Source organism: Anabaena sp. UHCC 0399, from assembly GCF_034931465.1.
GTDB classification, from domain to species: domain Bacteria; phylum Cyanobacteriota; class Cyanobacteriia; order Cyanobacteriales; family Nostocaceae; genus Trichormus; species Trichormus minutissimus.
The window spans coordinates 41,980-66,283 of sequence record NZ_JAYGGZ010000034.1 but is presented as its reverse complement, the minus strand read 5'-3'; the positions used below and the strand labels follow the sequence as shown (position 1 = coordinate 66,283).

Annotated in this window: 23 protein-coding genes; 9 read left to right on the top strand and 14 right to left on the bottom strand. The window is 39.8% G+C overall.

Translation table 11 applies throughout. From position 1 onward, the window contains the following. Both VB693_RS18300 and VB693_RS18295 read right to left on the bottom strand, forming a co-directional pair. The coding region (locus VB693_RS18300; RefSeq protein ID WP_416233401.1) for a WD40 repeat domain-containing protein at positions 1–1,965 on the bottom strand (1,965 nt) is incomplete at its 3' end. Positions 1,966–1,988: 23 nt separating this feature from the next. Then, positions 1,989–2,366: a hypothetical protein gene (locus tag VB693_RS18295; RefSeq protein ID WP_190708392.1), complete on the bottom strand. Its 378-nt coding sequence runs from the start codon at positions 2,364–2,366 to the stop codon at positions 1,989–1,991. A 230-nt stretch (positions 2,367–2,596) separates the two neighbouring features. Between VB693_RS18295 and VB693_RS18290 the strand changes: the two genes are divergently transcribed. After that, a complete protein-coding gene (locus VB693_RS18290; RefSeq protein WP_323267498.1) occupies positions 2,597–3,073 on the top strand; it encodes a TspO/MBR family protein in 477 nt (158 codons plus the stop codon). Positions 3,074–3,385: 312 nt separating this feature from the next. Continuing rightward, positions 3,386–4,513: a site-2 protease family protein gene (locus VB693_RS18285; protein WP_323267497.1), complete on the top strand. Its 1,128-nt coding sequence runs from the start codon at positions 3,386–3,388 to the stop codon at positions 4,511–4,513. Positions 4,514–4,549: 36 nt separating this feature from the next. Here the strand turns inward: VB693_RS18285 and VB693_RS18280 are convergent, their stop codons facing one another. Next, entirely contained in the window at positions 4,550–4,942 is a 393-nt protein-coding gene (locus tag VB693_RS18280; protein WP_323267496.1) for a hypothetical protein, read from the bottom strand. 819 nt (positions 4,943–5,761) lie between these two features. On the opposite strand from VB693_RS18280, the gene VB693_RS18275 reads away from it, so the two are divergent. The 5 genes from VB693_RS18275 (at position 5,762) to VB693_RS18255 (ending at position 11,916) form a co-directional block, all read left to right on the top strand. Continuing rightward, a complete protein-coding gene (locus VB693_RS18275) occupies positions 5,762–6,532 on the top strand; it encodes a superoxide dismutase (protein WP_323267495.1) in 771 nt (256 codons plus the stop codon). Positions 6,533–6,783: 251 nt separating this feature from the next. Continuing rightward, on the top strand, positions 6,784–7,221 hold the full coding sequence (locus VB693_RS18270) for a hypothetical protein (RefSeq protein ID WP_323267494.1): 438 nt from the start codon (positions 6,784–6,786) through the stop codon (positions 7,219–7,221). A 705-nt stretch (positions 7,222–7,926) separates the two neighbouring features. Further along, positions 7,927–9,285 carry an APC family permease gene (locus VB693_RS18265; protein WP_416233400.1) on the top strand — a complete coding sequence of 453 codons (1,359 nt, stop codon included), beginning with the start codon at positions 7,927–7,929 and terminating at the stop codon, positions 9,283–9,285. A gap of 31 nt (positions 9,286–9,316) precedes the next feature. Then, positions 9,317–9,964: a class I SAM-dependent methyltransferase gene (locus VB693_RS18260; protein ID WP_323267507.1), complete on the top strand. Its 648-nt coding sequence runs from the start codon at positions 9,317–9,319 to the stop codon at positions 9,962–9,964. 545 nt (positions 9,965–10,509) lie between these two features. Beyond that, positions 10,510–11,916: a glycoside hydrolase 100 family protein gene (locus VB693_RS18255; protein ID WP_190708378.1), complete on the top strand. Its 1,407-nt coding sequence runs from the start codon at positions 10,510–10,512 to the stop codon at positions 11,914–11,916. Between the two features lie 73 nt (positions 11,917–11,989). Here the strand turns inward: VB693_RS18255 and VB693_RS18250 are convergent, their stop codons facing one another. Continuing rightward, positions 11,990–13,168: a phosphoserine transaminase gene (locus tag VB693_RS18250; RefSeq protein WP_323267493.1), complete on the bottom strand. Its 1,179-nt coding sequence runs from the start codon at positions 13,166–13,168 to the stop codon at positions 11,990–11,992. Between the two features lie 296 nt (positions 13,169–13,464). Between VB693_RS18250 and VB693_RS18245 the strand changes: the two genes are divergently transcribed. Further along, entirely contained in the window at positions 13,465–13,773 is a 309-nt protein-coding gene (locus VB693_RS18245) for a nucleotidyltransferase family protein (RefSeq protein ID WP_323267492.1), read from the top strand. Positions 13,774–13,997: 224 nt separating this feature from the next. Here VB693_RS18245 and VB693_RS18240 read toward each other — a convergent pair whose 3' ends face one another. From VB693_RS18240 to VB693_RS18225, 4 genes are all read right to left on the bottom strand, one after another. Continuing rightward, a complete protein-coding gene (locus tag VB693_RS18240; protein ID WP_323267491.1) occupies positions 13,998–14,621 on the bottom strand; it encodes a hypothetical protein in 624 nt (207 codons plus the stop codon). Between the two features lie 45 nt (positions 14,622–14,666). Then, positions 14,667–15,692 carry a glucokinase gene (locus tag VB693_RS18235; protein WP_323267490.1) on the bottom strand — a complete coding sequence of 342 codons (1,026 nt, stop codon included), beginning with the start codon at positions 15,690–15,692 and terminating at the stop codon, positions 14,667–14,669. 151 nt (positions 15,693–15,843) lie between these two features. After that, positions 15,844–16,491, bottom strand: coding sequence for a histidine phosphatase family protein (locus VB693_RS18230; protein WP_190708364.1), 648 nt, complete (start codon positions 16,489–16,491; stop codon positions 15,844–15,846). Between the two features lie 229 nt (positions 16,492–16,720). Then, entirely contained in the window at positions 16,721–17,467 is a 747-nt protein-coding gene (locus VB693_RS18225; RefSeq protein ID WP_323267489.1) for an ABC transporter ATP-binding protein, read from the bottom strand. Positions 17,468–17,802: 335 nt separating this feature from the next. On the opposite strand from VB693_RS18225, the gene VB693_RS18220 reads away from it, so the two are divergent. Next, positions 17,803–18,075, top strand: coding sequence for a hypothetical protein (locus VB693_RS18220; protein WP_323267488.1), 273 nt, complete (start codon positions 17,803–17,805; stop codon positions 18,073–18,075). Between the two features lie 128 nt (positions 18,076–18,203). Here VB693_RS18220 and VB693_RS18215 read toward each other — a convergent pair whose 3' ends face one another. From VB693_RS18215 to VB693_RS18190, 6 genes are all read right to left on the bottom strand, one after another. Next, positions 18,204–18,995, bottom strand: coding sequence for an ABC transporter ATP-binding protein (locus VB693_RS18215; protein WP_323267487.1), 792 nt, complete (start codon positions 18,993–18,995; stop codon positions 18,204–18,206). A gap of 199 nt (positions 18,996–19,194) precedes the next feature. Continuing rightward, the gene (locus VB693_RS18210) at positions 19,195–20,121 is read right to left on the bottom strand and encodes a branched-chain amino acid ABC transporter permease (protein WP_323267486.1); all 927 of its coding nucleotides are present in this window, start codon (positions 20,119–20,121) and stop codon (positions 19,195–19,197) included. A gap of 21 nt (positions 20,122–20,142) precedes the next feature. Next, on the bottom strand, positions 20,143–20,745 hold the full coding sequence (locus VB693_RS18205) for a Uma2 family endonuclease (protein ID WP_323267485.1): 603 nt from the start codon (positions 20,743–20,745) through the stop codon (positions 20,143–20,145). Between the two features lie 92 nt (positions 20,746–20,837). Then, positions 20,838–21,788, bottom strand: coding sequence for a branched-chain amino acid ABC transporter permease (locus VB693_RS18200; RefSeq protein WP_323267506.1), 951 nt, complete (start codon positions 21,786–21,788; stop codon positions 20,838–20,840). 123 nt (positions 21,789–21,911) lie between these two features. Next, on the bottom strand, positions 21,912–23,129 hold the full coding sequence (locus VB693_RS18195; RefSeq protein WP_323267484.1) for an ABC transporter substrate-binding protein: 1,218 nt from the start codon (positions 23,127–23,129) through the stop codon (positions 21,912–21,914). Between the two features lie 488 nt (positions 23,130–23,617). Next, the gene (locus VB693_RS18190; RefSeq protein WP_323267483.1) at positions 23,618–24,295 is read right to left on the bottom strand and encodes a hypothetical protein; all 678 of its coding nucleotides are present in this window, start codon (positions 24,293–24,295) and stop codon (positions 23,618–23,620) included. Positions 24,296–24,304: the final 9 nt, after the last annotated feature.

Here is a 24,304-nt window from a genome sequence, read left to right as displayed (position 1 = left end):
ATCACCACTGCCAGAAGCCAATGTCTTGCCATCCTGGCTAAAACTCACGCTCCAGACAGGGTTACTATGCCCGGTGAGAGTGCGGATTTCCTTTCCTGTCTCTAGATTCCAGAGTTTGATTGTGTTGTCAAGACTGCCAGAAGCCAATGTCTTGCCGTCCGGGCTAAAACTTACGCTAACGACAGAACTACTATGGCCTTCCAAGCGGTTGCGTTCTCTTCCTGGAAAATAGACTTTCTGCAAGGCATTCATTACCTCTACGTTATTTGTATGTTGGCTTTGCAGGATTTTTCCTGCCCTGATTGCTGGGATAAAAGCCTCTAATTGTTTATTTTCATTAAATAGAGACAAAGAATATCTACCAAGAGATTCAGCTAGATTGATTTCTGCTTGCTTAGTCTGATTCCATGCCGTCAAGCCCAATCCACCGCTAATTACCATTGCCACCAACGAACCCGCCGCAATGCCCCAGGCGGTTCTGATTTCGCGTTTCCTGCGGGCTGCTTCAACTTGTTTAAGACGTTCTCCTTCTTGGATACTTTGCTTAATAAATTCTGTCTCATCACTCAAGTCTCCTGGGCGTTCCTTGAGTTTTTCTTCTGCTTCCGCTAAAGCTGCACCCCGCAACAATGAACCAGAATCTCGCTGCGTTGTTTCCCATTGTCCCTTTGCTGACCGCAGTCGCTCTTGCCAAGCCCTAAAAACGCGGTCTTTATTCATCCATTCGCGCAGTTCTCCCCAATTGCGAATCAAAGCTTCATGGACTACTTCTACTGTTTCTTGACTGGTAGCATTGCGACTTGTCACCACCAACCGAGCATCAGCTAATTGTTTGACCAAATCCCAGCTTTGCTCCCCCAATTCCGCCTTCATCGCCACGCGTCGGGTATCTTCTGCTCCCTCACCCGGACGCACCAATTGAATAAAAATCCGCCGGACTTTTTCTTTCTCATCATCTGTCAAGTTGCCATATTTCTCATCTGCATGGCGAGCTAACGCACCTTCTACTTGACCAATTTCTTCATAGATTTTGTGAGTTAATTGTTTACCTGTTTGCTTGTTCCACAACTCTGTTAACGCAAACTCTAGCAAAGGTAAATTTCCTGGTTGATTTTTCACATCATCTAAAATGCGTTCTACCAACCCTGCTTCAAATGTCACCCCTAATTTTTCGATAGGTTTTTCAATGACTTGTGTGAGTTCCTCTCGATTCATCGGCCCCAGTTTTAAGTCGGCATTTTGCAAAACATCAGCAAAGGGACGATAGGAGAGAGCATTGCCCAGAAAATCTGCTCGCATTGTCGTTACCCACACCGTTGCGGATGCAGACAAAGCAGTCGGAGTTTTTAAACTGGCTAATAAACAATCAATAAACTGACGGCGAATTTCCTGATTGTGACACAGGGTATAAATTTCTTCAAATTGATCAGCAATCAATAGCACCCGATCATTAGGGTGATTTTGCCTAATTGTTGCAAAAACGTCTGATATCAGCACAGAGCCATCTTGCAAGTAACCAGCCATCTTTCGGGCTTGGGCAATTTGGTCAGTTTTATCTAAATTAAGCGTATACAGTGGAACTAAAGCTACAGCTAGAGCATGGAAAGGATCAGCACCAGGACGAAAGTGAGTAAACTGCCAATGACCTTCCTTTTGCAACTTTGGAACTAATCCCGCTAATACCACCGAAGATTTACCGCTTCCTGATGCACCCAGTAGCGGAATAAAATTATGGGTTTTAGTTGCACCATAAAGTTCTTCTATAAAAATTTCCCGCCCAAAAAACACATCCGCATCATTTGGGCCAAAATGAAACAACCCCCGATAAGGACAAGGCAGATATTCGTCAGCAACATCAACAGATATAGGTTTGATTTCTTCTCTGTAGTAGAAATAGTTGTAGATAATGTTGTGATCGCCTATCTGCGCGCCCTTAACTTCTCCTTGAAACTCTGCGTGGTTCATTGAGATACCCTAGCGGCTGTTAGTTAAAATGTATTTGTTTGTGTGTTGCGATCGCCAATCTGAACGCCTTTAACTTCTCCTTGAAATACCGTATTAAATTTACCTGCTGCTGACTCTTCCGGTTTTTCTTGTTTGAGTAATTCCTGCGCTAACTTAATAATTTCCTCATCTTTATCAATACCAGCTTCAGCTAATTTCTTTTTAAGTGGTGCTTCATAGGTTTCAGGATCTGTTTCGTGTTCTTCCAGAACCATTTGTGCTTTTGGTTCACTTTCAAATTTCTTCTTAATCAAGGCTTTCAAACCCTGATAGGCATCTTTAACTGCGACTCCTGCGGTATCCTTAGCAGCTGCGATCGCCCCAGCACCTAAAGCAGCAATAACCAGAGAGATAGGGTCCATAGTTAATCCTTAATAATTGATAACAGGGAAAATACTTATCTTCTACGGTTATATTATCAGCGATCCCATAAGTTATTATGCGTATTAGCTGCATTATAAATTTGATGAAACCCTTTATCACCAATCCACAATACAGATATGGTTTGTACACACATCTTGACTAATGAGAGGTGCAATCTGTCAAACCCAAGTTAAACTGCAAATATCAGCCACCATGACAGGAAACCATTGTGAAAGCTAGATGGATTATTACAGCAGTTTCAGCAGCATTATTTTTTGGCGGTAGCCTGTTTACCTCACTGCGCGACCCTTGGTTTCAAAATTTGCAACGTCCTAACTGGTTGACCTTTGAATTTCTCATCCCGTTTATTTGGACTTTAATTTGGGCGTGTCTCACCATCTCAGCCATTATTGTTTGGGAGAAAAAAACTAGACAAGGTTCTCGTCCTTGGCTTTTGATGGCTATTTACGCATTAGTTGCTATCCTCACTTCCGCCTACAGTCCCGTTGTAGTAGAACTAAAAAGCCTCACAGGAGGAATAATTCTCGGTGGATTAGCCACGCTTTTGGTCTACATTCTCGCTTTTGTAGTTAAGCCAATTTCTCAAAAAGCCGCTTGGCTATTCCTTCCCTACGCACTTTGGGGGCCATTCGGGACGTATTTAACTTGGTTATTACTCCAACTCAATTCCGGTGCAGGGGTTTAGTTTTAACAGTTCGTAGTAAGGACTTTAGTCCTTAGAGCATATTTGAAAATACTCTTGCGGAGTTTGCGGTAGCGTTGCGTAGCAAAGCAAGCTACAACATGACAAAGAAACAGACTTTTCAAACAACCTCTTAGAAAAATAAGGACTAAAGTCCTTACTACAAACTAGTAGGTCAATTTAATTGCCAGTTCCTATTTGCAGTTCTTTCCTTTGATACACAGGACTCTATCGTTTGCTAGAGGCAGCAATAATGATCATTTTCTAAGCTTTTGGTGACTTCGATGATCTTTTGCGCTCAAATAAAAGCAAATTATGCAAGGTTTTCGCTTAGGTTCTATCTTCGGTTTTGAAATCCGAATAGATTTGTCTTGGTTGGTAATTTTCTTTCTTGTCCTGTGGACTCTAGGCGCAGGTTTATTTCCTGCTAATTATCCCGGACTTGACAATACTACTTACTTTGGCATGGGCATAGTAGCAACATTACTGTTCTTTGCATCGTTACTAGCTCATGAACTTTCCCACTCTTTTGTAGCTAGGTCAAAAGGAATTCCTGTTGAGGGGATTACTCTATTTATCTTTGGTGGAGTTTCCCGAACTCGAATGGATGCGGAAACTCCAGGCGATGAGTTTCAAATAGCCGTCATTGGGCCTGTTACTAGTTTGGTACTGTCTGCCCTATTTGGCTTGCTCTGGTATATTGGCCGAAATGCAGGTTGGAGTGTGGTAATTAATGGTGTTACTTCTTACTTAGCATCCATTAACCTTATCCTGGCTATCTTTAATATGTTACCAGGGTTTCCTTTAGATGGTGGTCGTGTCTTCCGTTCTCTAGTGTGGAAATACACCGGCAACCTGAAAAAAGCTACACAAATTGCCTCTACAGGCGGTAAATTGCTAGCTTATTTACTGATTTTTCTGGGTTTATTGCAGACATTTGGTGGTGCGGTTTTAGGCGGACTCTGGTTTGTTCTAATTGGTTGGTTTCTCTACACTGCGGCTGAAGCTAGTTATGAAGAAATCTTGCTACGTACCAGTTTACAAGGAGTACGAGCCAGAGAAGTTATGACACCCTATCCAGAGACAGTAGATGGCGACTTAACACTCCAGGAATTAGTAGATAAATATTTCCTCAGTCGCCGTTATCATTCTTTTCCCGTCATGCAAGACAGTAAACCAATAGGGATTATTACTTTAAATAAAGTTAAGGATATCCCGCGAGAAGAATGGATATACCGTACTGTTCAAGAGGCGATGATTCCTACAGAACAGGGGATAAGTGCGCGTCCAGAAGAACAAATGTCTCAGATACTCGAAAAAATGCAAACATCAGGGGTGCGACGAGTGCTAGTCACTCAAGATGATTTACTCACCGGCATCATTACCACCAATGATATAGCGAACTGGCTACAGCGACGGCAAGAGTTTGGGAAAGTTGCTTAACTTGAATGTGTCCAGTCATAGACTACTAATAAGCTATTAGTGAAAAAGATTTTTAGCAGAGAATTTATGATCTTTTTCAAGCGAGTATTCAGAACAATCTTTAGCATCCTCTGTCATCACAATCCCAGGGTTTACAGCACATTTTAGATAATGATTATTGGAATAAAATTTGCATTTTTTGCAAGGTAATTGATGCGAGCTTTTAACTGTGCCAACCATCTTGTCTTCTAAAATAGTCCGAATTTTTCGCAAAATTATAAAGAAGATGACCCAGCTAAAAACCAAACCAATAGGGGTTAGAGATATAGCTATTTCAGGAATCTCTAAATTATTAGTTGGTGATTGCTTAGTTTTGATCTCACTGCGAGTTGCCTGGGCAATATTTTGACTTAGGGCTAATTGGTTTTGCGATACTTGATCAACAAACATATTACATATCCTTGGCTATATATATTGAGCAAATTGATATTTTTACCAAGTTATCTGTCCTAAAATAACAGATATATTTCCTTATTAAATTAGGAGGCAGTTAAAAAATAGAGGCTAAAGTGGATATCTGCCACAATTCAAATGAATCCTTGACTATTAATGGCACTCTATTAAATTGGTAATAGCTGTTTTAGGACTAATCTATGCTGACAGTAACATAGTTATTTTAGTAACTTAACTTCCAGCTAAAGCCTTATTGATGACTCAATTATATGTTTAACAAAAGAAAAATCCTCCTGTCTCTGCCAATAGTTTTGCTTGTAAATTTTGTCTTTATATCCAAAGGAATATATTAAAGACTTAAATTTTGTAAATATGTTTTTATGCTAGAATTCACTGGGATAACAAAATTAATTTAATTGAAAAAATAAACATAATCCTATTTATTAAAAAACTTAATCATGAGGAAATAAAATTCATTAATAATTAAAATTTTTATCTTCAAAAAATACCTATTAGGAAAGGTAAGAATAAAGTATTATTTCTTGAATTGAAAAAAATATCTTGGTGTTAGCAGCATTTTTAGTATAAGATTTTCGCTGAAGATGTTTTTGAGTAGTGCTTTACTTGCTTCTATAGCAGTTCCCCATTAAATGAGGTACAATTTCACCTCTAGTCCTTGACCTTAAAGAGATGTACCTCACTAAAATGAGAAACGCTATATAGCTCTAGCACAGATTAATTCCATCCACACAAAATGCTGGAATTTATTGATTGGTCTTATTTCATCTTGCAATATGAATTTTGAGGTGATAGTTTATGTTTCAATTTTTGCAAAAGACATTTGCTTTGTTGTTGTCAGCAATTTTGCTTGTTGCTTGTGGAACAATGCCAATAGCTGAGTCACAGTCTGTCAATACCACAGAACCGACTATTAAGTCTTCTTTACCTGTCGCTTACCCTGATAAAGAGTTAAGTGCTTCTCCTGCCAAGTTGCCGCCATTGCCCTATGATTACACGGCTTTGAGCCAAGCTATTGATGCAGAAACCATGAAACTGCATCATGATGCCCATCACGCTAGCTATGTCAATAATCTAAATGATGCCCTAAAAAAGTACCCAAATTTGCAAAAAAGAAGTGTTGAAGCCTTACTGAGGGATTTGGACAGTGTACCTGAAGATATTCGGACAAAAGTGCGAAATAATGGTGGGGGACACTTGAATCACACTATTTTCTGGCAAATCATGAGTCCCGATGGTGGTGGACAACCAACAGGAAAACTAGCCGAAGAAATTAACCAAACTTTTGGCAGTTTTGATGCTTTTAAAACGCAATTTAATGCAGCCGGTGCTAGTCGTTTTGGTAGTGGTTGGGTTTGGTTAGTGCGTAACCCCCAAGGCCAACTCCAGATTATGACTACTGCTAATCAGGATAGTCCCATTATGGAAGGGTTATATCCAATTATGGGGAATGATGTCTGGGAACACGCCTATTATCTGAGATATCGCAACCGTCGCCCAGAGTATTTGAACAATTGGTGGAATGTCGTGAATTGGGCGGAAATAGACAAGCGAGCCGCTATTCGTTAGGAAGATAGGTAGGTGACAGGTGAAAGGGAAGGGGATTTTTTTCCCCTACTCCCCACTCACGAATTTCTCGAAATTATCCCTAAATACATAGAGTTACTAAGTAATTAGAAAAAATTAATATAAATATAATTAACTTTTCCTTACAGTCGAGGATTTTCCTGAAAAATTTGCTACATCTAAGTGTAAAAGTAATTATCTTTTCTGCAAAAGAATAGGTAGCGTAAATATTAACACTTATATGAAGTTAAAGTATGGAAAAGATCAATTTAGAATCTAATCACAGAATTCCCTTTATGCCTCTAATCTTGCTGTGGCTAGCTTATGCTTTTTTAGGATGGTATCTGGCGGCACATCACATTATTTGGTTAGTGGGAGGTTTTGTGGCCACGATCGCCATAGCTGTAGTCCGTAAAAGTATCACTTGGTTAGAACGTTTAGTATCCTTGGGTTCTAGAACTTTAGTGGTAATTTTAGTGTTAAGTATCTCAATTGCCTTAGTCGCTACTTGGTCATTATTATTTAGTCTTTTTCTTATCCCTGTAGCTAGCACACTTTTAGCTGATTTAGAAATGAGGTTTGCAGGCTTCAACAAGGCAGATTCCTTTTGGATTCTAACTGTTTTAGCAACTACTGGTTTAGTAGTAGGCGAACTTGTAGATATTTTACTTCTACCTAGTATGAGATTTTAAACAAAACTTCATACTTAGGAGCGATCGCAGCACCTCTTAAGAATGAAACAAACAGATATTTTTCTCCTATCTTGTCACCTTTCCCCGTGTTCCTTCAGTGCTAGTAAGCAAAATCTTACACATATTCTAAGCCTGCAATTGTGTTAATCATTCTCTAGGTTGTGATAAATTTTACCAGTAATAGAAGTTTTTATAAGTTATTTTTTATACTGCAAGAAACAGAGAAAATTGATATAAACATGAACAATGCAAATGATTTTGGTCAAAGATAATCCAGCACAATTAGAACTACTTAGGACTTACGCACAAATTACTGAATAACCTTTGTGTAGCGCATACCGCAGAGAACACAGAGAAATAAGGGTTTGAGAGAGTTTTTGCCTAAGTTCTGCTACTGTGTACGACGTTATTTTCTTTTTGTCACTTTTTGGTCACATTTTTTGCTCAAAATTAATAAATGGGACTAATAAATCACGTCTTTCTTACCCACACCAAATAGATTACTCCTCAGTCCCATTTACTTCTGATTAACCAAACATGGAAAGCCTGTAGTAACACCCGATAATTAATTAAAAAATTATCAGGGTAGTTACTGAATACTCATGTTTGTACATCCAGAAAAATTAGACCAAAAAACTTTTAACGAAGGTAGAGTGTAATGGTTTTTACTGACACTCTTAAAGTTCAAATTAGTAAGGAGCTAATGTGAGTAGACCTATAGAAAACATTGTAGTGGAGGAGGGACAGGGTAAAAATGTTGTGTCACCTAGGCAATTGTTAAGATTACCCGACGCAGTTGCTTTAATTGTAGGGATTGTGATTGGTGCAGGGATTTTTCAAACTCCGGCATTGGTGGCAAATCAAGCCGGGAATGATCTGGCTGTACTGATGTTATGGCTAGCTGGTGGCTTGGTATCTATAATTGGCGCATTGTGCTATGCAGAGTTGGCAACAACCTATCCTGATGTTGGCGGTGTCTATTTCTATCTCAAGCGTGCATTTGGACGTGCGATCGCATTTTTATTTGCCTGGGCGCGGCTAACAGTCATTCAAACTGGTTCTATTGCTCTATTAGCCTTCGTTTTTGGTGATTATGCCTCGCAATTGTGGCGAATTGGTTCATATTCATCTTCTGTCTATGCAGCAGGTGTAATTGCTCTCCTAACAGCCTTAAATATTTTTGGTTTGAGACAAGGTAAGTGGACGCAAAACTTACTATCTGTGGCTAAAGTTTTAGGTTTGTTACTAGTAGTCATGTTTGGACTGAGTGCTACAAACAATTCTGTGGTGACGGTAGAATCTACCTCATCAGGTAATTGGGGGCTAGCGATGGTGTTTGTGCTGTTGTCTTATGGCGGTTGGAACGAAGCGGCATACATTTCCGCAGAAATCCAAAATAGACAGCGCAATATATTGCGATCGCTATTGTGGAGTATTGGCATTATTACCGCCATTTACTTATTAATCAATTGGGCTTACCTGCGGGGATTAGGATTAGCCAACATGGCGCAATCAGAAGCAGTCGCCGCAGATTTAATGCGCTCTGTTGCCGGCGAACCAGGAGCGTTGTTTATTAGCTTTTTAATTGCAATTTCCACCTTGGGGGCAATCAACGCTACCATTTTCACAGGAGCGCGGACTAATTACGCTCTTGGTAAAGATTTTTCGTTGTTTGGTTTTATGGGAAGTTGGCAACAACTCTCTAGCACTCCTGGTTCGGCATTGCTGGTGCAGGCGGCGATCGCCTTGGGACTGGTTCTATTAGGCACATTTACCCGTAAAGGGTTTGAAACAATGGTGGATTACACCGCACCTGTATTTTGGTTCTTTTTCTTGCTTTCCGGCATATCTCTGATTGTACTGCGATACCAAGAACCAAACATTACTCGCCCATTTCGTGTGCCATTGTATCCTGTCACACCGATACTTTTTTGTGTCGTCTGTGGCTATTTGCTTTACTCCAGCTTCGTCTACACAAATGTAGGCGCAATTGCTGGTGTTTTGGTAGTAGCAGCAGGTATTCCGTTTTTGGTTTGGAATCGCTACCACCAAGGTAGAACTTAAATCAATGAACAGTTCAATTGGAGGATTATTCATGAACTTGCAAAGAATGCTACTTATCCTAGTCACAGGGGTTAGTATTGCCAATGTGGGTCTTGTTGGATGCACAACCACAGCACAGAACTTAGAAACAGAAGCAACGCCTTCTTCACCAACATTGACAGGTCAGACTCAAACACTAGCTCCCACAGAACCCCAAGAACGCCCTGCGGATGTTCCCTATGTGCCAACACCACAACCTGTAGTAGACGCAATGTTAGAAGTGGCACAAGTAAATAAAGATGATTTGGTTTATGACTTAGGCAGTGGTGACGGTAGGATTGTGAATACAGCTGCTCAAAAGTTCGGCACAAGAGGGATTGGGATAGATATTAATCCAGAACGCATCCAAGAAGCTAACATCAATGCCCAACAAGCTGGAGTTACTGATCGGGTAAAGTTTATTCAGCAAGACCTATTTAACACTGATTTGAGTGATGCGACAGTAGTTACCCTCTACCTGTTACCTGAAATCAATCTTAAACTACGTCCTAAGCTATTTAAAGAACTCCAGCCCGGTACTAGGGTTGTATCTCACGCTTTTGATATGGGTGACTGGAAGCCGGAAAAGACACTACAAGTGGATGGCAAAACTATTTACTATTGGGTGATTCCAAAACAAATACCGACTAATTTGCGCTGATTACTGTTAGCGATCGCAGTGCGTTGACAGTGTTCTGAATTATCTGTAGGTAGAGACGTTGCATTGCAACGCCTCTAAAGGTTTTATTATTTTGGCAAGTTATCTTATCCAGATCTTATTGAAAAAGAAGTAGTGAAAATTATTGCGATCCTAATTATGTTTGACTACTTACTATTTTCTAATATCTAATTGTAGTTAATGCTAACTAAGTGCAGAGAAATATATGATAGGGTAAAAAAGAAGGCACATCCAAGATTACGGCGTAAGTTCAGAGATTAATTAGGCGATCGCCGGTAAAAATGCCTCATCAAAGTAAATATTGTCGCAAATACTCCCCAAAACCATACTCTAAGGTTATTCCACCGCAGACTTTAACCCGTAAGGCAACTGCTAAAAGTCATGTTTTTTAGCGTGTTAGTAGTTCAGAAGAAATAGCAGCAGTTTCTTGAGATTTATCTGATTTGCTTTCATCTTTGGTCAGCTTGAGAGTTGATTTGCTGTGCTTTCCAAGATGGATTTGAGAGTAGTAATAGAACTAAGTGCTTATGAAAACTTCCACAATCAATCAAAAAAATCTCCAGCAAACAGAAGCTTGGCGACTCCTAGAAGAATCCATAATTTATTACAAGGGAAAACCTATTGGGACTGTAGCGGCTCACGATCCTGATTTGGATGCACTCAACTATGACCAGTGTTTCCTCCGCGATTTTATTCCTTCTGCTTTAGTATTTCTCATGGAAGGTAAAGCAGAAATTGTCCGTAACTTTTTAGTGGAGACACTGAAATTACAGAGCCATGAAAAGCAGATGGATTGCTTTCAACCTGGTTCGGGATTGATGCCTGCAAGTTTTAAAGTAGAATCCAATGGTAGCGAGGAATATTTAATTGCTGATTTTGGTGAACAAGCGATCGCACGCGTTCCTCCCATAGATTCTTGTCTTTGGTGGATTCTGTTGCTGCGTGCTTATGAAAAAGCTACAGGGGACTTAGAATTAGCCCGTCAGCCACAATTTCAAGCTGGGATCAAGCTAATTTTGGATCTTTGCCTGGTACATCGGTTTGCCATGTACCCCACAATGTTAGTTCCCGATGGCGCATTTATGATTGACCGCCGTATGGGAGTCTACGAACACCCTTTAGAAATTCAGGTGTTATTCTACGCAGCTATGCGGGCTTCTCGTGAGTTACTCTTACCCGATGGAGATGGGGGACAGTATCTCGATAAAGTTAATGGTAGATTGGGTGCTTTGCACTATCACATCTGCAATTATTACTGGGTAGACCTGAAAAGGTTAAGAGAAATTTACCGTTACAAAGGAAATGAATTTGGTAAAGAAGTTGCTAATAAATTCAATATCTACTCAGAATCAATTCCTGATTGGGTAATTGAGTGGCTACCCGAAAGTAGTGGCTATTTAGCCGGGAATTTGGGGCCAGGACGGATGGATTTTCGCTTTTTTGCCTTGGGTAATTTGATGGCGATTTTAACTTCTTTAGCTAGCGAAAAAGAATCTCAAAGCATCATGAATTTATTTGTGCATCGCTGGCAAGACTTAATTGGCTATATGCCTGTGAAAATTTGCTATCCGGCTATAGAAGGTTTAGAGTGGCGAATTGTCACAGGATGTGATCCCAAAAACATCGCTTGGTCTTATCATAATGGTGGTAATTGGCCGGTATTACTGTGGTTATTTACAGCTGCGGCACTAAAAACCGGCAGAGTAGAACTAGCCCAAGAAGCGATCGCGATCGCCGAAAGTCGTTTAACCCAGGATAAATTCCCCGAATACTACGATGGCAACAATGGTCGTTTGATTGGCAAAGAAGCCAGAATCAATCAAACTTGGAGCGTAGCCGGATTATTAGCAGCAAAGCAGTTTTTAGCTAATCCAGACTTCTTAGAATTAGTTACTTTTTCTGAGAGTTCTGAAGGTTTTGGCTGCAATTTATAAGTGTGTAGAAGAATTATAATTCGTAATTTGTAACTCTTAATTACGAATTACGAATTACGAATTACGAATTACTTTAAGCTACCGCAGCAAACTCAGTTTTCAAGGTAGCGTATGCCCAATCTAACCAAGGAAGTAAGGCTTCAATATCTGTAGTTTCTACCGTAGCTCCGCCCCAAATTCTGAGTCCGGGAGGTGCAGAACGATAAGGGGCAATATCGTAAGCTACTTGTTGCTTTTCTAAAAGTTTCGCCATTTTCTTGGCGAATTTTGCTTGGTCTTCTGGACTGAGGCTAGCAAAACTTGCGTCAACTATTTTTAAGCAGATGGAAGTACAAGAACGAGTTTCTGGTTTATCTGCCAAGAAGTCTGCCCAACTGCTTTGTTCAACCCATTTGCTAATTGCCGCTAAATTGGCTTCACTACGACTAATCAAGCCAGAAAGTCCTCCAATACTTTCTGCCCAAATTAAGGCATCTAGGGCATCTTCTACACACAACATTGATGGTGTATTGATGGTATCTCCTTTAAAAATGCCTTCAATTAACTTGCCTTTTTGGGATAAACGGAAAATTTTGGGTATCGGCCAAGCTGGTTGATAACTTTCCAGTCTTTCTACGGCGCGGGGCGAGAGAACAACCACACCATGCTGTGCTTCCCCACCTAAGACTTTTTGCCAAGAATAGGTTAGCACATCGATTTTTTCCCAAGGTATATCCATTGCAAACACCGCAGAAGTGGCATCACAAATGGTTAGTCCTTCACGGTCATCTGGAATCCAATCACCATTGGGAACTCTCACACCGGAAGTTGTGCCATTCCACAAAAACACGACATCATGGCTAAAGTCAACTTCTTCTAAATTGGGCAAGTTGCCATAGGGTGCTTTCATCAAGCGCACATCGGGCAATTTCAACTCATCTACGACATCTTTAACCCATTCTTGACCAAAACTTTCCCAAGCTAGGATGTCAAGGGGTCTTTGTCCCAGTAATGACCATAACGCCATTTCGACAGCACCAGTATCGGAAGCAGGAACAATACCCAAGCGATAATCAGCAGGAAGACCGAGAATTTGTTTGGAACGTTCAATTACGGCTGCTAATTTGGCTTTACCATCTTCCGATCTGTGGGAACGACCTAAACAAGCGTTTTGCAAATTAGTAACAGACCAGCCAGGATGCTTGGCACAGGGGCCAGAGGAAAAATTAGGATTTTGGGGTTTTGTTGTGGGGAGAGTAGGATACTCTGACATGGTTGCAGCAGGTGGTATGAAGTAGCTAATAATTATGTAGATACTACATTACCGGATATCTGGGGTGATGTTGCAAACTTTGTGGATATAGGGTAAATATGCGTCTTGAGCATGAGTCAGGAAATTGGCGATATATAGCCCGGCGGTTGCGATTGCCTCAGACTTGTGGAGTGTAACATATACGTTATTGGCAAAGTGGAATGGCAATGCCCGCCGCAGGCATTGCCTTTTGAGGCAACTATTAGTCTAGACTCCAGTTATCATGGAGATAAAATTAACAATCAGGAGTTTTAACTATGAAACAAAAAACTCTTCCTATTAATTTATCTCAAGAAGAAATTAAACAATTTTGTCAACGGCACTCGATCTGTAAGTTGTCTTTATTTGGTTCAGTATTAAGAGATGATTTTACAAGAGAAAGTGATGTTGATGTTTTAGTAGAATTTGAACCGGGAAAAACTCCTGGTTTAGCTATTATTTCGATGCAAGATGAGTTATCAAGTATAATAAATCGCCAGATAGATTTAAGAACTTCAGCAGATTTAAGTTGTTATTTTCGTGACCAAGTCTTAGCTGAAGCGATGGTTATTTATGAGCAAAATTGATGGAAATTCAAAAGGCAATTAAGGATTTAGAAACTTGAATTATGGGAATAGGTAATAGTTTAGCATAATTAATTTGGTTTAGTTTAGTAGAATAAATGATGATGATCGATCGCTTGAGGAAAGATTTATTAAGGTTGCATTGGGAAAAGAGATCGCACCCCCAACTCCTTCACTACCAGGGAAGGAGTTGGGGGTTAAGTTTGAGAAAAAGTTGTATAATCAACTCACCTTTTCAGAACTATATGAAAAGAATTTAGGTATCCTGTAATGGTTTTCGCTAAGTTTTTCTGCTGTTTCCTTGTAGTTATTGCCATTACTTGATATAAACGTCCTTCAGCAACGTAGATTCTGGTTCTGGTGATTTTGCCGCCAACATTAATGTAGGCAAATTCTTTTCCGGGATGACCGTTAGAACTACGGATATTGCGCTGACTAATTAAGTTACTTTGAGTTGTTTTTAACGCCATCTCCTGGACGTTATTCAAGATTTCTTGAGGGTTGGTCATTTGCCCGTAACTATGAGGAAATTCATTAGAAACCACTAGATAGGCTACTTCCTGCTTGGGTGGTTGGGCAGAAAATATTTCTAGTTCTATTTCCCCCATATAGGTTTTTTGAGTTTGGGATTCCTTTTTAGGCATTCCTGGCATTAACACAGTAAAACGTCCGTCTGGGGCTGTGAATAACTTCCATTGTGGCTGTACTGGTTTGGTAACAGGTGGTTTTTTCGGCGACACGGAAGTTTTAGCGGGTACAGTCGGACGTTTGGGTTGACTTGCGTCTACAATCAACGAACCGCCACAAATTAAGGCCGTAGCAATCAATGGGAAAAAGACTCTATGTGTCATAGTTTTAGCATTCGCAGTTGCAGATATCACTGATGATGCTAGCTGTTATAACCTAGAAGCACACAAAGCCGCACCGATTAATCCCACTTGTTGATTGAGAATAATATGCACCGGTATTTCTGCTAAGAGAGGGCGCATTCTGCCTTTTTGGGTGAAGTTCAACAAAAAGTTACTGGTTTGAATCAAATTCAAGATTTTGGGGGCAATCCCACCAGCCATATATAAGCCGCCATAGGGTAAGAGTTTGAGGGCGAGATTGCCGGCTTCTGCGCCGTAAGCATCGATAAACATTTGTAAGGTTTGTTCCGAGAGGCGATCGCTTCCTGAGACTCCAGCTTTACCGATGGCTGCACCAGGATCAACACTTTTTTCTGACTGTCCGGCTTCTTGTTCCCAAGTGCGAACAATTCGGGCTATTTCTGGGGATTCAGTGGTGTGGAAGCGATCGCGCAAAAATTGGTAAATGGCGACAATCCCCTGGCCGGAAACTACCCGTTCTACAGACACGCGCTGAATATCATGTTTATCCAGCAGATATTTCAATAACTGAAACTCTAACTCGTTGCGGGGAGCAAAGTCAGCGTGTCCCCCTTCTGAGGGAAAGACTTGATAGTGATTGCCCTGTTTGATTAAAAATCCTTGTCCTAAGCCAGTACCAGCCCCAATAATGGCAATGGGTGCTTCGGATTGGTGTTTACCAACTTGCAAAGTCAGCAAGTCTTGTTTACTTAAACCAAAAATGCCATAACCGACCGCCGCAAAGTCATTAATCAAGGAAATGAGGGGAATACTCAATTCTTGCGCTAGGCGGTCTGTATCGAGAAACCAGGCTAAATTAGTGAGTTTGGCAGTATTGTTTACCACCGGGCCAGCGATCGCAAAACAAGCCTTTTCTGGTGTACCTGCGTTGGCTTTGAGTAAAAATTGCTGCACCATCGGCTCTAAATCAGGAAAATCCCCGCTATGGTAAGTTTCCTCACCAAGAGTCTGCAACTCAGATGAGTCTGATATTTCCACCAAACGCAAAATAGTTTTTGTACCGCCAATATCTCCTGCTAGTAACAATGTCATAAAAATATCAGTAAGTGAGTTGTGTTCGCGGTAGCGCGGCGTTTAGCCGATGCTGAGTAATGAGTGATGAGTAATGAGTAATGAGTAAGAAGACAATAAGTAATAGTCATTCTCTCTTCCATTCCCCAGTCCCCAATAGCCATTGCCAATTTCAAGCAAAACGAATAACTTCCTCTACCTGAGTTAAATGGGTGGTATCTCCCTTGAGTTCTAGCAACCATTCTGGTTCTCTACGGACTACTTTGACTACAGAACACAAGGAAGCTTTGACTTCGGTTTTAGCGATGTCTCCGACTAAACCCATTGCGCCCCCCAGTACAGAAGCCCCATGTGCTACCAGCAAAATATCATGGGGGAAGTATTCCGATGCCAAGCACCTAGCAGTTTGTGCTGAACGTGCGCGTACCTGTTCGTGAGTTTCGGGATATTTGGCAGCAATTTGGGGCGTGTAGCTGGTATCAATCCTGGGAAATAATGCTGATAGGGCTGGAGTTGAGAGTTTTTCTGGTTCTTCTGACATCCAAGCAGGGTTTAGCCATTCGCTTAATCCTGTTTCTAGTTTAATTGGCAAATCTAAAACTTCTGCTACAGCGTTGGCGGTTTGTACTGTCCGCAGGAAGGGAGAAGCAAAAATATGGGTGATTTTTTCTTGTTTTAACCGCCTAGCTAGCTGCTTGGCTTGAACAAAACCATCTTCAGACAGGGGTGGATCGTAGCGTCGTTCTGCGGTGAGAAACCAATCGGGGTTTACGAAGTCGAGGCGGTTGGCGTGTCTTGCGATCCAAACTATTTGACTCATGGCTTATATTCAGGCGAATTCCATTCGCATCCACACAAAGATAGACACTCGAAAAGACGGGTGCAAAACCAATATAGGACAAATTTTGTAACCTTTTGTAATATTTTTAATTTATTTCTAGGTATAAAAATTCAGGCCGATAGTATAACATTTACTCAAAAGACAAGTTTCTTGGGAACAAATCTAAAACTGGCGTAGGAGCAGGCTGTTGCTTGGGAGATTTTAATAATTATCCTAAATAAGCTCTTCTCACTCGCTCATCATTAATTAATTCTGATGCTGCACCATTTAAGGTAATATTACCAGCTTCTAAAACATAGCCTCTATCAGCAATTTGTAAAGCTAAATTGGCGTTTTGTTCGACTAATAAAATAGTCACGCCAGTAGCCCGCAAATTTTCAATAATTGAGAATATTTCTTTGACGATCGCAGGTGCTAAACCTAAACTCGGCTCATCTAAAAGCAATAGTTGTGGTCTACTCATTAAAGCACGAGCGATCGCTAACATTTGTTGTTCTCCACCACTAAGAGTTCCTGCTAGTTGAGTACGTCGTTGGGCTAACCTAGGAAATAACTCAAATTGGTTTTGAATATCAGCTTTAATTTCACCTTGATTCGAGCGAATATAAGCACCCAAAAGTAGATTATCTAACACCGTTTGCTTTGCCAAAACTCGCCGCCCTTCTGGACAATGAGCAATACCTAACTTTACCACTTCATGACATTGACAACGGGTAATATTACGCCCATTATAAATTATTTGTCCGTTGTGAGGATTAACTATTTTAGATATTGCGCGTAATGTTGTAGTTTTACCTGCACCATTAGCACCAATTAAAGTAACTACCTCACCCTTTTGAATGGTTAAATTAATCTTTTTCAGGGCTTGAATACCGCCATAATTAACATCAAGGTTTTGCACCTCTAAAATTACAAAATCTTGCCCATTTTCATATCGGTGTTTATCAGCGTTCATCGGCAGTTGCAGAAATGTTGAATGAGGTCACAAAACCTAACATACATCAATATAAATTTTTTGCAATATGTTGGCACTTGCTCACAGATTAATTTTTAATTTTTGCTACGTTACTTTTTTGATATTGGTTTTGAGACGAATACTTTCATTATCAAGCCCAAAATAGCACTAAGACAACTAGCCAAAAAGTGACCAATAATTCAGATTTTCATCGACTACGAACACACAATTATTAGTAGGGGTTGCTATGGCATTCTCTCATGATTCCAGCTTTCTTTCACTTGGATAACTGGTATTTCATGTTGTGACCTTTGTTTAAAATTTGATGGTTGTAGATGAACATAGGAATAATCGAGTCTTACAGCAACGGGTTTTTAGAAGTTATACCAGAGGGTGAAAGTAGCGACTATTGGCAGATTGTAGGTATACATATCAATGGCGAAGTCTACTGTCCTACTCCTCAACTTTATCGCTCAGAAAAACTGGCATTAGTAAAAGCCGCACAAATTTATGATTGGATAGCTGAACACGAACCAGTAATTAGTGATGGGGCTTGCTATTGCTCTCAATTGAAACTTATCCTATGGCAGCAATCGAAAGTATCTTAGCGGACGCTTTCCCATGATTATTACAGGAAAGGGGACTGTCTACTACTATTTCTCAGATACAAGGCGATCGCTTGCTACGCCTAATCTATAATTATAGTCGTGTCAGTCCACTAAGATCATACTATTGCTCATTCATTGCCTAAATAAGCTTCAATCACAGCCGGGTTATTTCTGACTACAGATGGTTCACCCAAAGCTATTAATTGTCCAAAATCTAGTACAGCAATGCGGTCACATAATCCCATAACTAAGGGAACGTGATGCTCAATGAGAATAATAGTTAAATTGAAGCGATCGCGCAAATCCCGAATAAAATCACTCAATTGCACTTTTTCACTGGGATTCATCCCCGCCGCAGGTTCATCGAGTAGTAATATTTGCGGTTCTAAGGCTAAAGCACGAGCAATTTCTAAGCGACGCTGATCACCATAGGCAAAATTTCGAGATTTTTCTGCGGCGCGATCGCTTAATCCCACCATCTCTAATAATTCTAAAGCTTTCTGTCTACTTTTTACTTCCTCTCTTGGTGCTGGAGGTAAGCCTAAAACACCTGTAAATATACTACTATTCGTATGCAAATGCCGGGCAATAATCACATTTTCTAGTGCTGATAATTCCCCAAATAAGCGAATATTTTGAAAGGTGCGAGCAATACCTAAAGCAGCAATTTGATAAGAACGTAAGTGCGAAATTTCTCGACCGTGATATCTTAATTCCCCACTAGAAAGGGAAATCAACGCTGTAATTAAATTAAATAGAGTTGTCTTCCCAGCACCATTAGGGCCAATTAACCCAAAAATTTCATGTTGATTAACTGTAAAAGAGACATTATTTACCGCCACTAACCCACCAAAACGGCGAGTGATTGACTTGGCTTCTAAAATAGATTTGCTTTTATTTATCTGGATAGTTTGGGACATTTTTGAGTGCTGAGGATTGAGTATTGAGTGTTGAGTATTGTTCAATACTCCTTACTAATATTTTGCACCATTCTCAATAATCATCGGGTGTTCAATAAAACAAATGATACAAAACAAGATGTAAGCCTCCGAATAGCACAACGACGAAAACTAGCAAAATATGAAAAAAACACTTTCCCCTTCACTGTCACCTGTCACCTTATCTATTTTTCGCTTTACCTATTTTAAAAATATCAGGAGTTATCAAACCTTGGGGAAAGAAAATAGTACCTATTACTATCAGTAAACCAAAAATAATTAATCTCCCATCCCGGAGAAATTGCGCTAACCACTCAGGTAAACCACCCGTATCAGCTAAACCGCGTAAAATTTCGGGTAAGGCTGTAAATACCATACCACCTACCACTGAACCTAAAAAACTTCTTGAACCACCAATTAACACAAAAGTTAAGTAAATAATACTAGCGTCAAATGTACCTTGTCTTGCATTCCAAGTGTTGAGAAAATGTGCGCTAATTGCACCCACGACTCCCGCTAAAATTGCCCCCAAAGTAAATGCTAAAACTTTATAATAAGTGGGGTTGATTCCCATTGCTCCGGCTGCTAATTCATCTTCACGGATTGCAGTAAAGGCTCTACCAACGCGTACCCGTTCTAAACGGTAGAATAAAACCATACTAATTAATAGTAATGGTAAGGCAATCCATAAATATTCAATTTGAGTGGGGAATGGTTGAGGGATAGCAAAAATTCCTACCGCACCGCCTGTAATTTCTAAATTTAGGGAAAAAACACGCAGAACTTCTACAAATGCAATTGTAGCGATCGCTAGATAAATTCCCCGCAATCTTAAGGCTGGGATTCCTACAGCTATACCCAATAAACCAGAAATTCCTCCCGCAATTAACATCTCTAATAATAAGAAAGGAATAGGAAATAAATCACTACTAGATGTAAAAACTTTGGTTGATAAAATTGCTGCAATATAACCACCTAAAGCATAAAATCCAGGGCTAGCTAAAGATAATTGTCCAGCCATTAATGGTAAATATAATGATAGTCCAAGTAATGCGCCCAAGACCATTGAAACAATTAGTGAGCCATAAGTAGAGAAAAATTCAGCCATTTTAATTTGCTTGGATGAAATCTAAGCTGTTAATATCTGTTCTGCTGTCAGCTTCAGTTCTGGAAAAGTTTGTGAGATTATGCGCTCAGAACCTTTAAAAGCATTACGGTCATATTCACCATCAGCATTTAATAGAAACACAAATACTGTTGGCTCTTTAGGCTGACCTAAATATTTTCTGTCACCAATTGCCAAATAATCTACAATCCAATATTCTTGAATCCTTAATCTTTGATATTCATCCAATTTATCAATATAGTCATCTTCCCAATTAGTTGATGTCACCTCTACAGCTAACTTAATAGGTTGATCAAGTGCAGCATAAGCAGAACGGTTTGATCGCCATAAATCTCTATCTATGACACTCACATCAGGCTTACGACCTTGTTCTATTCCTTTCGCCGTTATAGTTCTAAAAACTGCTGTGTTTTTGACTACATAATTTAGATTAAGACGTTTAATTTCATCTTTGAAAGAGTCAGCCGCAAAGTCAGCGACATCATCATGATTTCTGGTTGAGCGTACTGATACTATTTCCCCATCAACAAGTTCATAAAAACCTTCCTCTGGACATTGATCAAGAAACTGCTCAAAGGTTAATTTTGGTTTTGTAAATGTTGTCATAGCTTGATACCTCAGTTAACAGTTTTACCATAATCAGTCATGAGTCAAATAAAAGCACCGGCTAAACGCCGCGCTACCGCTAACAGCACTCTTCATACTTTCTGGATAAACCGACGACCTAATAAGCCTTGTGGTCTTACTAATAGCATGACAAATAAAATGCCAAAAGCCACAGCGTCTTTATACCCAGAAAATTCTGCCGGAACTAGTGCTTCAACTACGCCAATGAGTAAACCCCCTAGCACCGCACCGGGAATACTCCCTAAGCCACCCAAAACAATCACCGCCAAACCCCGCAACCCGAAGGTGATACCAAAATAAGGGCCTGCAATACTGACGCTAGAGGCTACCAAAGTTCCTGCTAAACCAGCGAGAAAGCTGCTGATGAAGAATGTTAAGACAATAAAGCGATCGCTATCAATACCCAATAAACTAGCAGTAGTTGGATCTTCTGCGATCGCCTGCATCGCTTTACCATATTTGGTACGATTAATAAAGTAGGTGAGGATAGCCACAATTACCACCGACACCACAAAAATAATCAACTGCACACTACGAATAGGAATCGGTTTGACTACACTACCAAAATTAATCGCTGGGGGTAAATTCCCAAAAGTATTAGCGGGAAATGTATAACTTTCTGCGCCTACTAAATATTGAATTAAATTTACAATTACAACTCCTACTCCTAAGCTAGAAACTACTGTGAGTAAAGGGTCAGAACCTTTACGCCGCAAAGGTTGAAAAGCAATGCGTTCCATAGCTACCCCAACCAACCCAGCTAAACTACTGGCAATAATTAAAGCCATAGCAAATGGTAAATTTATCGGTAGCGTCGCATTAGCCAACAAGCCATTAAATCCAAAAGTACCCCCCATTAGCGCATAGGTAAAATATGCCCCCAGAGTAAAAATTGCCCCATGAGCTAAGTTGATAATTCCCAAAATGGAATAAACCAGCGTATAACCCAAAGCAAAAATTGCATAAACACTGCCAATAGATAAGCCGTTTAATAGTTGTTGAAGAAACAAACTAAAATCCATGTGATTTAATTCGTAATTCGTAATGGGCTGCGGCAAGGCTTACGCCTACGTAATTCGTAATTGGGCATTGGGCAGAAAAACTCAAAATGCAAAAATTTTGAATTTTGAATTGATTTCCAGTCCCTATTTCAAAAATGCAAACTTACCCTGAATACCATCTTTTTCCATTTTAATTTGTGCTACATAAAAATCTTTCTGCACAACTTCACCTATGGGAGTAAAACTAATTTCTCCTAATGGTGTATTGTATTTACCAGCCAATATTTGCTTATTTAATTCTGTTCGCAATTGTGGTAACTGTAATGTATTGACTTTGCGCTGATTATCTAATGCTTTGAGTGCATCTACATACACCTGTACGGCTGCGAAAGCTTGTGCGCTAAATTGGGGAGGTTCTTTCTTAAATTGATCTACGTAAGCCTTGCGAAAAGCAGCATTAATCTCACCGGGATGTTCTGGACTGTAAGCTTGAGCTATCAATACACCATCACACAAAGCTTTACAAACTGAGAAGAGATTCGATGTATTCATTCCATTACCACCGACAATTAAACCTTTGTAACCTAGTTCTCTAAGTTGTCTAACTAAGTTACCACCATCTGCGGCTAAACCGGAAATAATTACTAAATCTGGGTTTAAATTAATTGCATTTGTAGCTTGGCTTTGAAAGTCAGTGTCAGTTGTTTGAAACTTTTGAACTGTGGCTAATTCCAAGCCTTGGTCTTTAACAGTTTTTTGAAAAATTTCTGTTTCTGATTTGCTAAATGCGTCATTTTGAGCAAAGAAAACGGCTACTTTTTTAATGTTAGGATTTTGTTTGAGTGCCGCTTTTACAGCATTAGGAGCAACTATAGAAACTGGTACGGATACACGTGCTACATAATCACCGATTTCTGGTATTCCGTTAGCTGTATTTGATGGACCTACTACTGGGACTTTAGCACGTTCGGCTACAGGGTTAGCACTAAAAGCTTGTTGAGACAAAGTAGGGCCGACAATACCAACGACTTTATCTTTATTAATTAAATTTTGAAAAGCATTTATTGCACCAGCTTCATCGCCAGATGTATCTTGAAATACTAATTTAATTGGTGTGCCGTTAATGCCACCTTTTTCATTAAAATACTTTTCCGCAATTTTCACCCCAGCGACTTGCTCTTGACCTAGCAACGCCACATTGCTAGTTTGAGCAACAGCAATACCGATAGGAACTGTATTAGATGTATTTGTGGTGTCGGGAGTATTATTTGGGGAATTATTTGCTGAGTTACTTCCACAGGCTGTTATTAGCAGAGCGCAGGTAGATGATAATACGACTTTGTGAGACAAACGTTGTTTCATGGGTAAATAGTTATGCAGTTATTGAAAAGTTATAAAACGTAACATTAGATGGCTACGCATCAAAATGTAGACATTTACAAGAGTTTTATTAAATCATTTTTTTTGACTAAAAAACAGTCAATAGTAGAGTACAGTACCTTTGCCAATTTACGAGGGTTCAACGCCTGTAGAAACGTTATGAATACGTCCTAAAGAAGTAAGCTTGGCAAAAATCTGGGTTAATAAAATAGGCTCAGGGACTTCGGGAAGCATTTTTAAGATTTCATGGAATATCGAAAAAACAGTTTTTTCAACGCAGAGGTTCGCTGAGGTCAGCGCAAAGTTACGCAGAGGGAAAAGAATTTATCCTATTAACTCATGTGATTTTTTCTATCTATCCCCTGCTCCCGCAACTCAACATAATTTACGATGGGAATAACTAACCACAGAGAACACAGAGAACACGGAGGTCGGAGAGTTTGAAGGAGATTTTAGGTGTTTGTTGTGAGTTAAGCAGAGTTGCTATTAAATGTTGATTTAAACTCAACTTGATAAAAGTCTGCTAGCACTTTCCCCAACCATTCACTAGGATGATGGTGTGAATGTCCATAGAGATTAATTGTTTTATAATTCATCCGAATTAAACCATCTTCTGATATTAATTTGGCGGGAAACCATCGAGGATATGATATATCTGTTGCATAAAGCTTTTGCTTGGTAACAATTTCTAAATCCCAGGAGTCAGCCTCACCAGTTCTGTTGAGAAATTGATTAAAGTAGCTGATGTTGGTAGCTAAAACAGAAATTTTATGAGACATACTCAGAAGTTGATAGATAATTGTCAGAGATTCTTGGGTAGCATGAATTTGAGTGACTCCCAGAATACCCCATACGAAAACCCAAGAAGTGAACCCTAAAAGAAATAGCATCCCGAAAAACATCAGCACAGACCAAATATTATTAGTGTTATAACTCCAAAGTTGGATGGCTTCCGAAAAGCGGAGATTTAACAGATCGTATAATCCCAACAGCAGTATGAAGCAATGTCCAGCAAATATGAAAAAAAATGGTATGAAGAAAATTAATGAACAGCCTTTAGCTGCAACTCCAGTAGAGTATCTAATTTTTAATTCTGGTTCTGTGGAAAAAACCTTAAACTCAGAGGGAATTTGATTGAAATTGCTCATAATAATTAT

Bases quoted from the DNA above. Each gene is read 5' to 3' on its own strand.
- VB693_RS18240 (WP_323267491.1), bottom strand. From the start codon at position 14,621: ATGACACATAGAGTCTTTTTCCCATTGATTGCTACGGCCTTAATTTGT.
- VB693_RS18295 (WP_190708392.1), bottom strand. From the start codon at position 2,366: ATGGACCCTATCTCTCTGGTTATTGCTGCTTTAGGTGCTGGGGCGATC.
- VB693_RS18205 (WP_323267485.1), bottom strand. From the start codon at position 20,745: ATGACAACATTTACAAAACCAAAATTAACCTTTGAGCAGTTTCTTGAT.
- VB693_RS18215 (WP_323267487.1), bottom strand. From the start codon at position 18,995: ATGTCCCAAACTATCCAGATAAATAAAAGCAAATCTATTTTAGAAGCC.
- VB693_RS18230 (WP_190708364.1), bottom strand. From the start codon at position 16,491: ATGAGTCAAATAGTTTGGATCGCAAGACACGCCAACCGCCTCGACTTC.
- VB693_RS18275 (WP_323267495.1), top strand. From the start codon at position 5,762: ATGTTTCAATTTTTGCAAAAGACATTTGCTTTGTTGTTGTCAGCAATT.
- VB693_RS18270 (WP_323267494.1), top strand. From the start codon at position 6,784: ATGGAAAAGATCAATTTAGAATCTAATCACAGAATTCCCTTTATGCCT.
- VB693_RS18200 (WP_323267506.1), bottom strand. From the start codon at position 21,788: ATGGATTTTAGTTTGTTTCTTCAACAACTATTAAACGGCTTATCTATT.
- VB693_RS18210 (WP_323267486.1), bottom strand. From the start codon at position 20,121: ATGGCTGAATTTTTCTCTACTTATGGCTCACTAATTGTTTCAATGGTC.
- VB693_RS18280 (WP_323267496.1), bottom strand. From the start codon at position 4,942: ATGTTTGTTGATCAAGTATCGCAAAACCAATTAGCCCTAAGTCAAAAT.
- VB693_RS18195 (WP_323267484.1), bottom strand. From the start codon at position 23,129: ATGAAACAACGTTTGTCTCACAAAGTCGTATTATCATCTACCTGCGCT.
- VB693_RS18245 (WP_323267492.1), top strand. From the start codon at position 13,465: ATGAAACAAAAAACTCTTCCTATTAATTTATCTCAAGAAGAAATTAAA.
- VB693_RS18235 (WP_323267490.1), bottom strand. From the start codon at position 15,692: ATGACATTGTTACTAGCAGGAGATATTGGCGGTACAAAAACTATTTTG.
- VB693_RS18225 (WP_323267489.1), bottom strand. From the start codon at position 17,467: ATGAACGCTGATAAACACCGATATGAAAATGGGCAAGATTTTGTAATT.
- VB693_RS18190 (WP_323267483.1), bottom strand. From the start codon at position 24,295: ATGAGCAATTTCAATCAAATTCCCTCTGAGTTTAAGGTTTTTTCCACA.
- VB693_RS18255 (WP_190708378.1), top strand. From the start codon at position 10,510: ATGAAAACTTCCACAATCAATCAAAAAAATCTCCAGCAAACAGAAGCT.
- VB693_RS18260 (WP_323267507.1), top strand. From the start codon at position 9,317: ATGAACTTGCAAAGAATGCTACTTATCCTAGTCACAGGGGTTAGTATT.
- VB693_RS18250 (WP_323267493.1), bottom strand. From the start codon at position 13,168: ATGTCAGAGTATCCTACTCTCCCCACAACAAAACCCCAAAATCCTAAT.
- VB693_RS18220 (WP_323267488.1), top strand. From the start codon at position 17,803: ATGAACATAGGAATAATCGAGTCTTACAGCAACGGGTTTTTAGAAGTT.
- VB693_RS18285 (WP_323267497.1), top strand. From the start codon at position 3,386: ATGCAAGGTTTTCGCTTAGGTTCTATCTTCGGTTTTGAAATCCGAATA.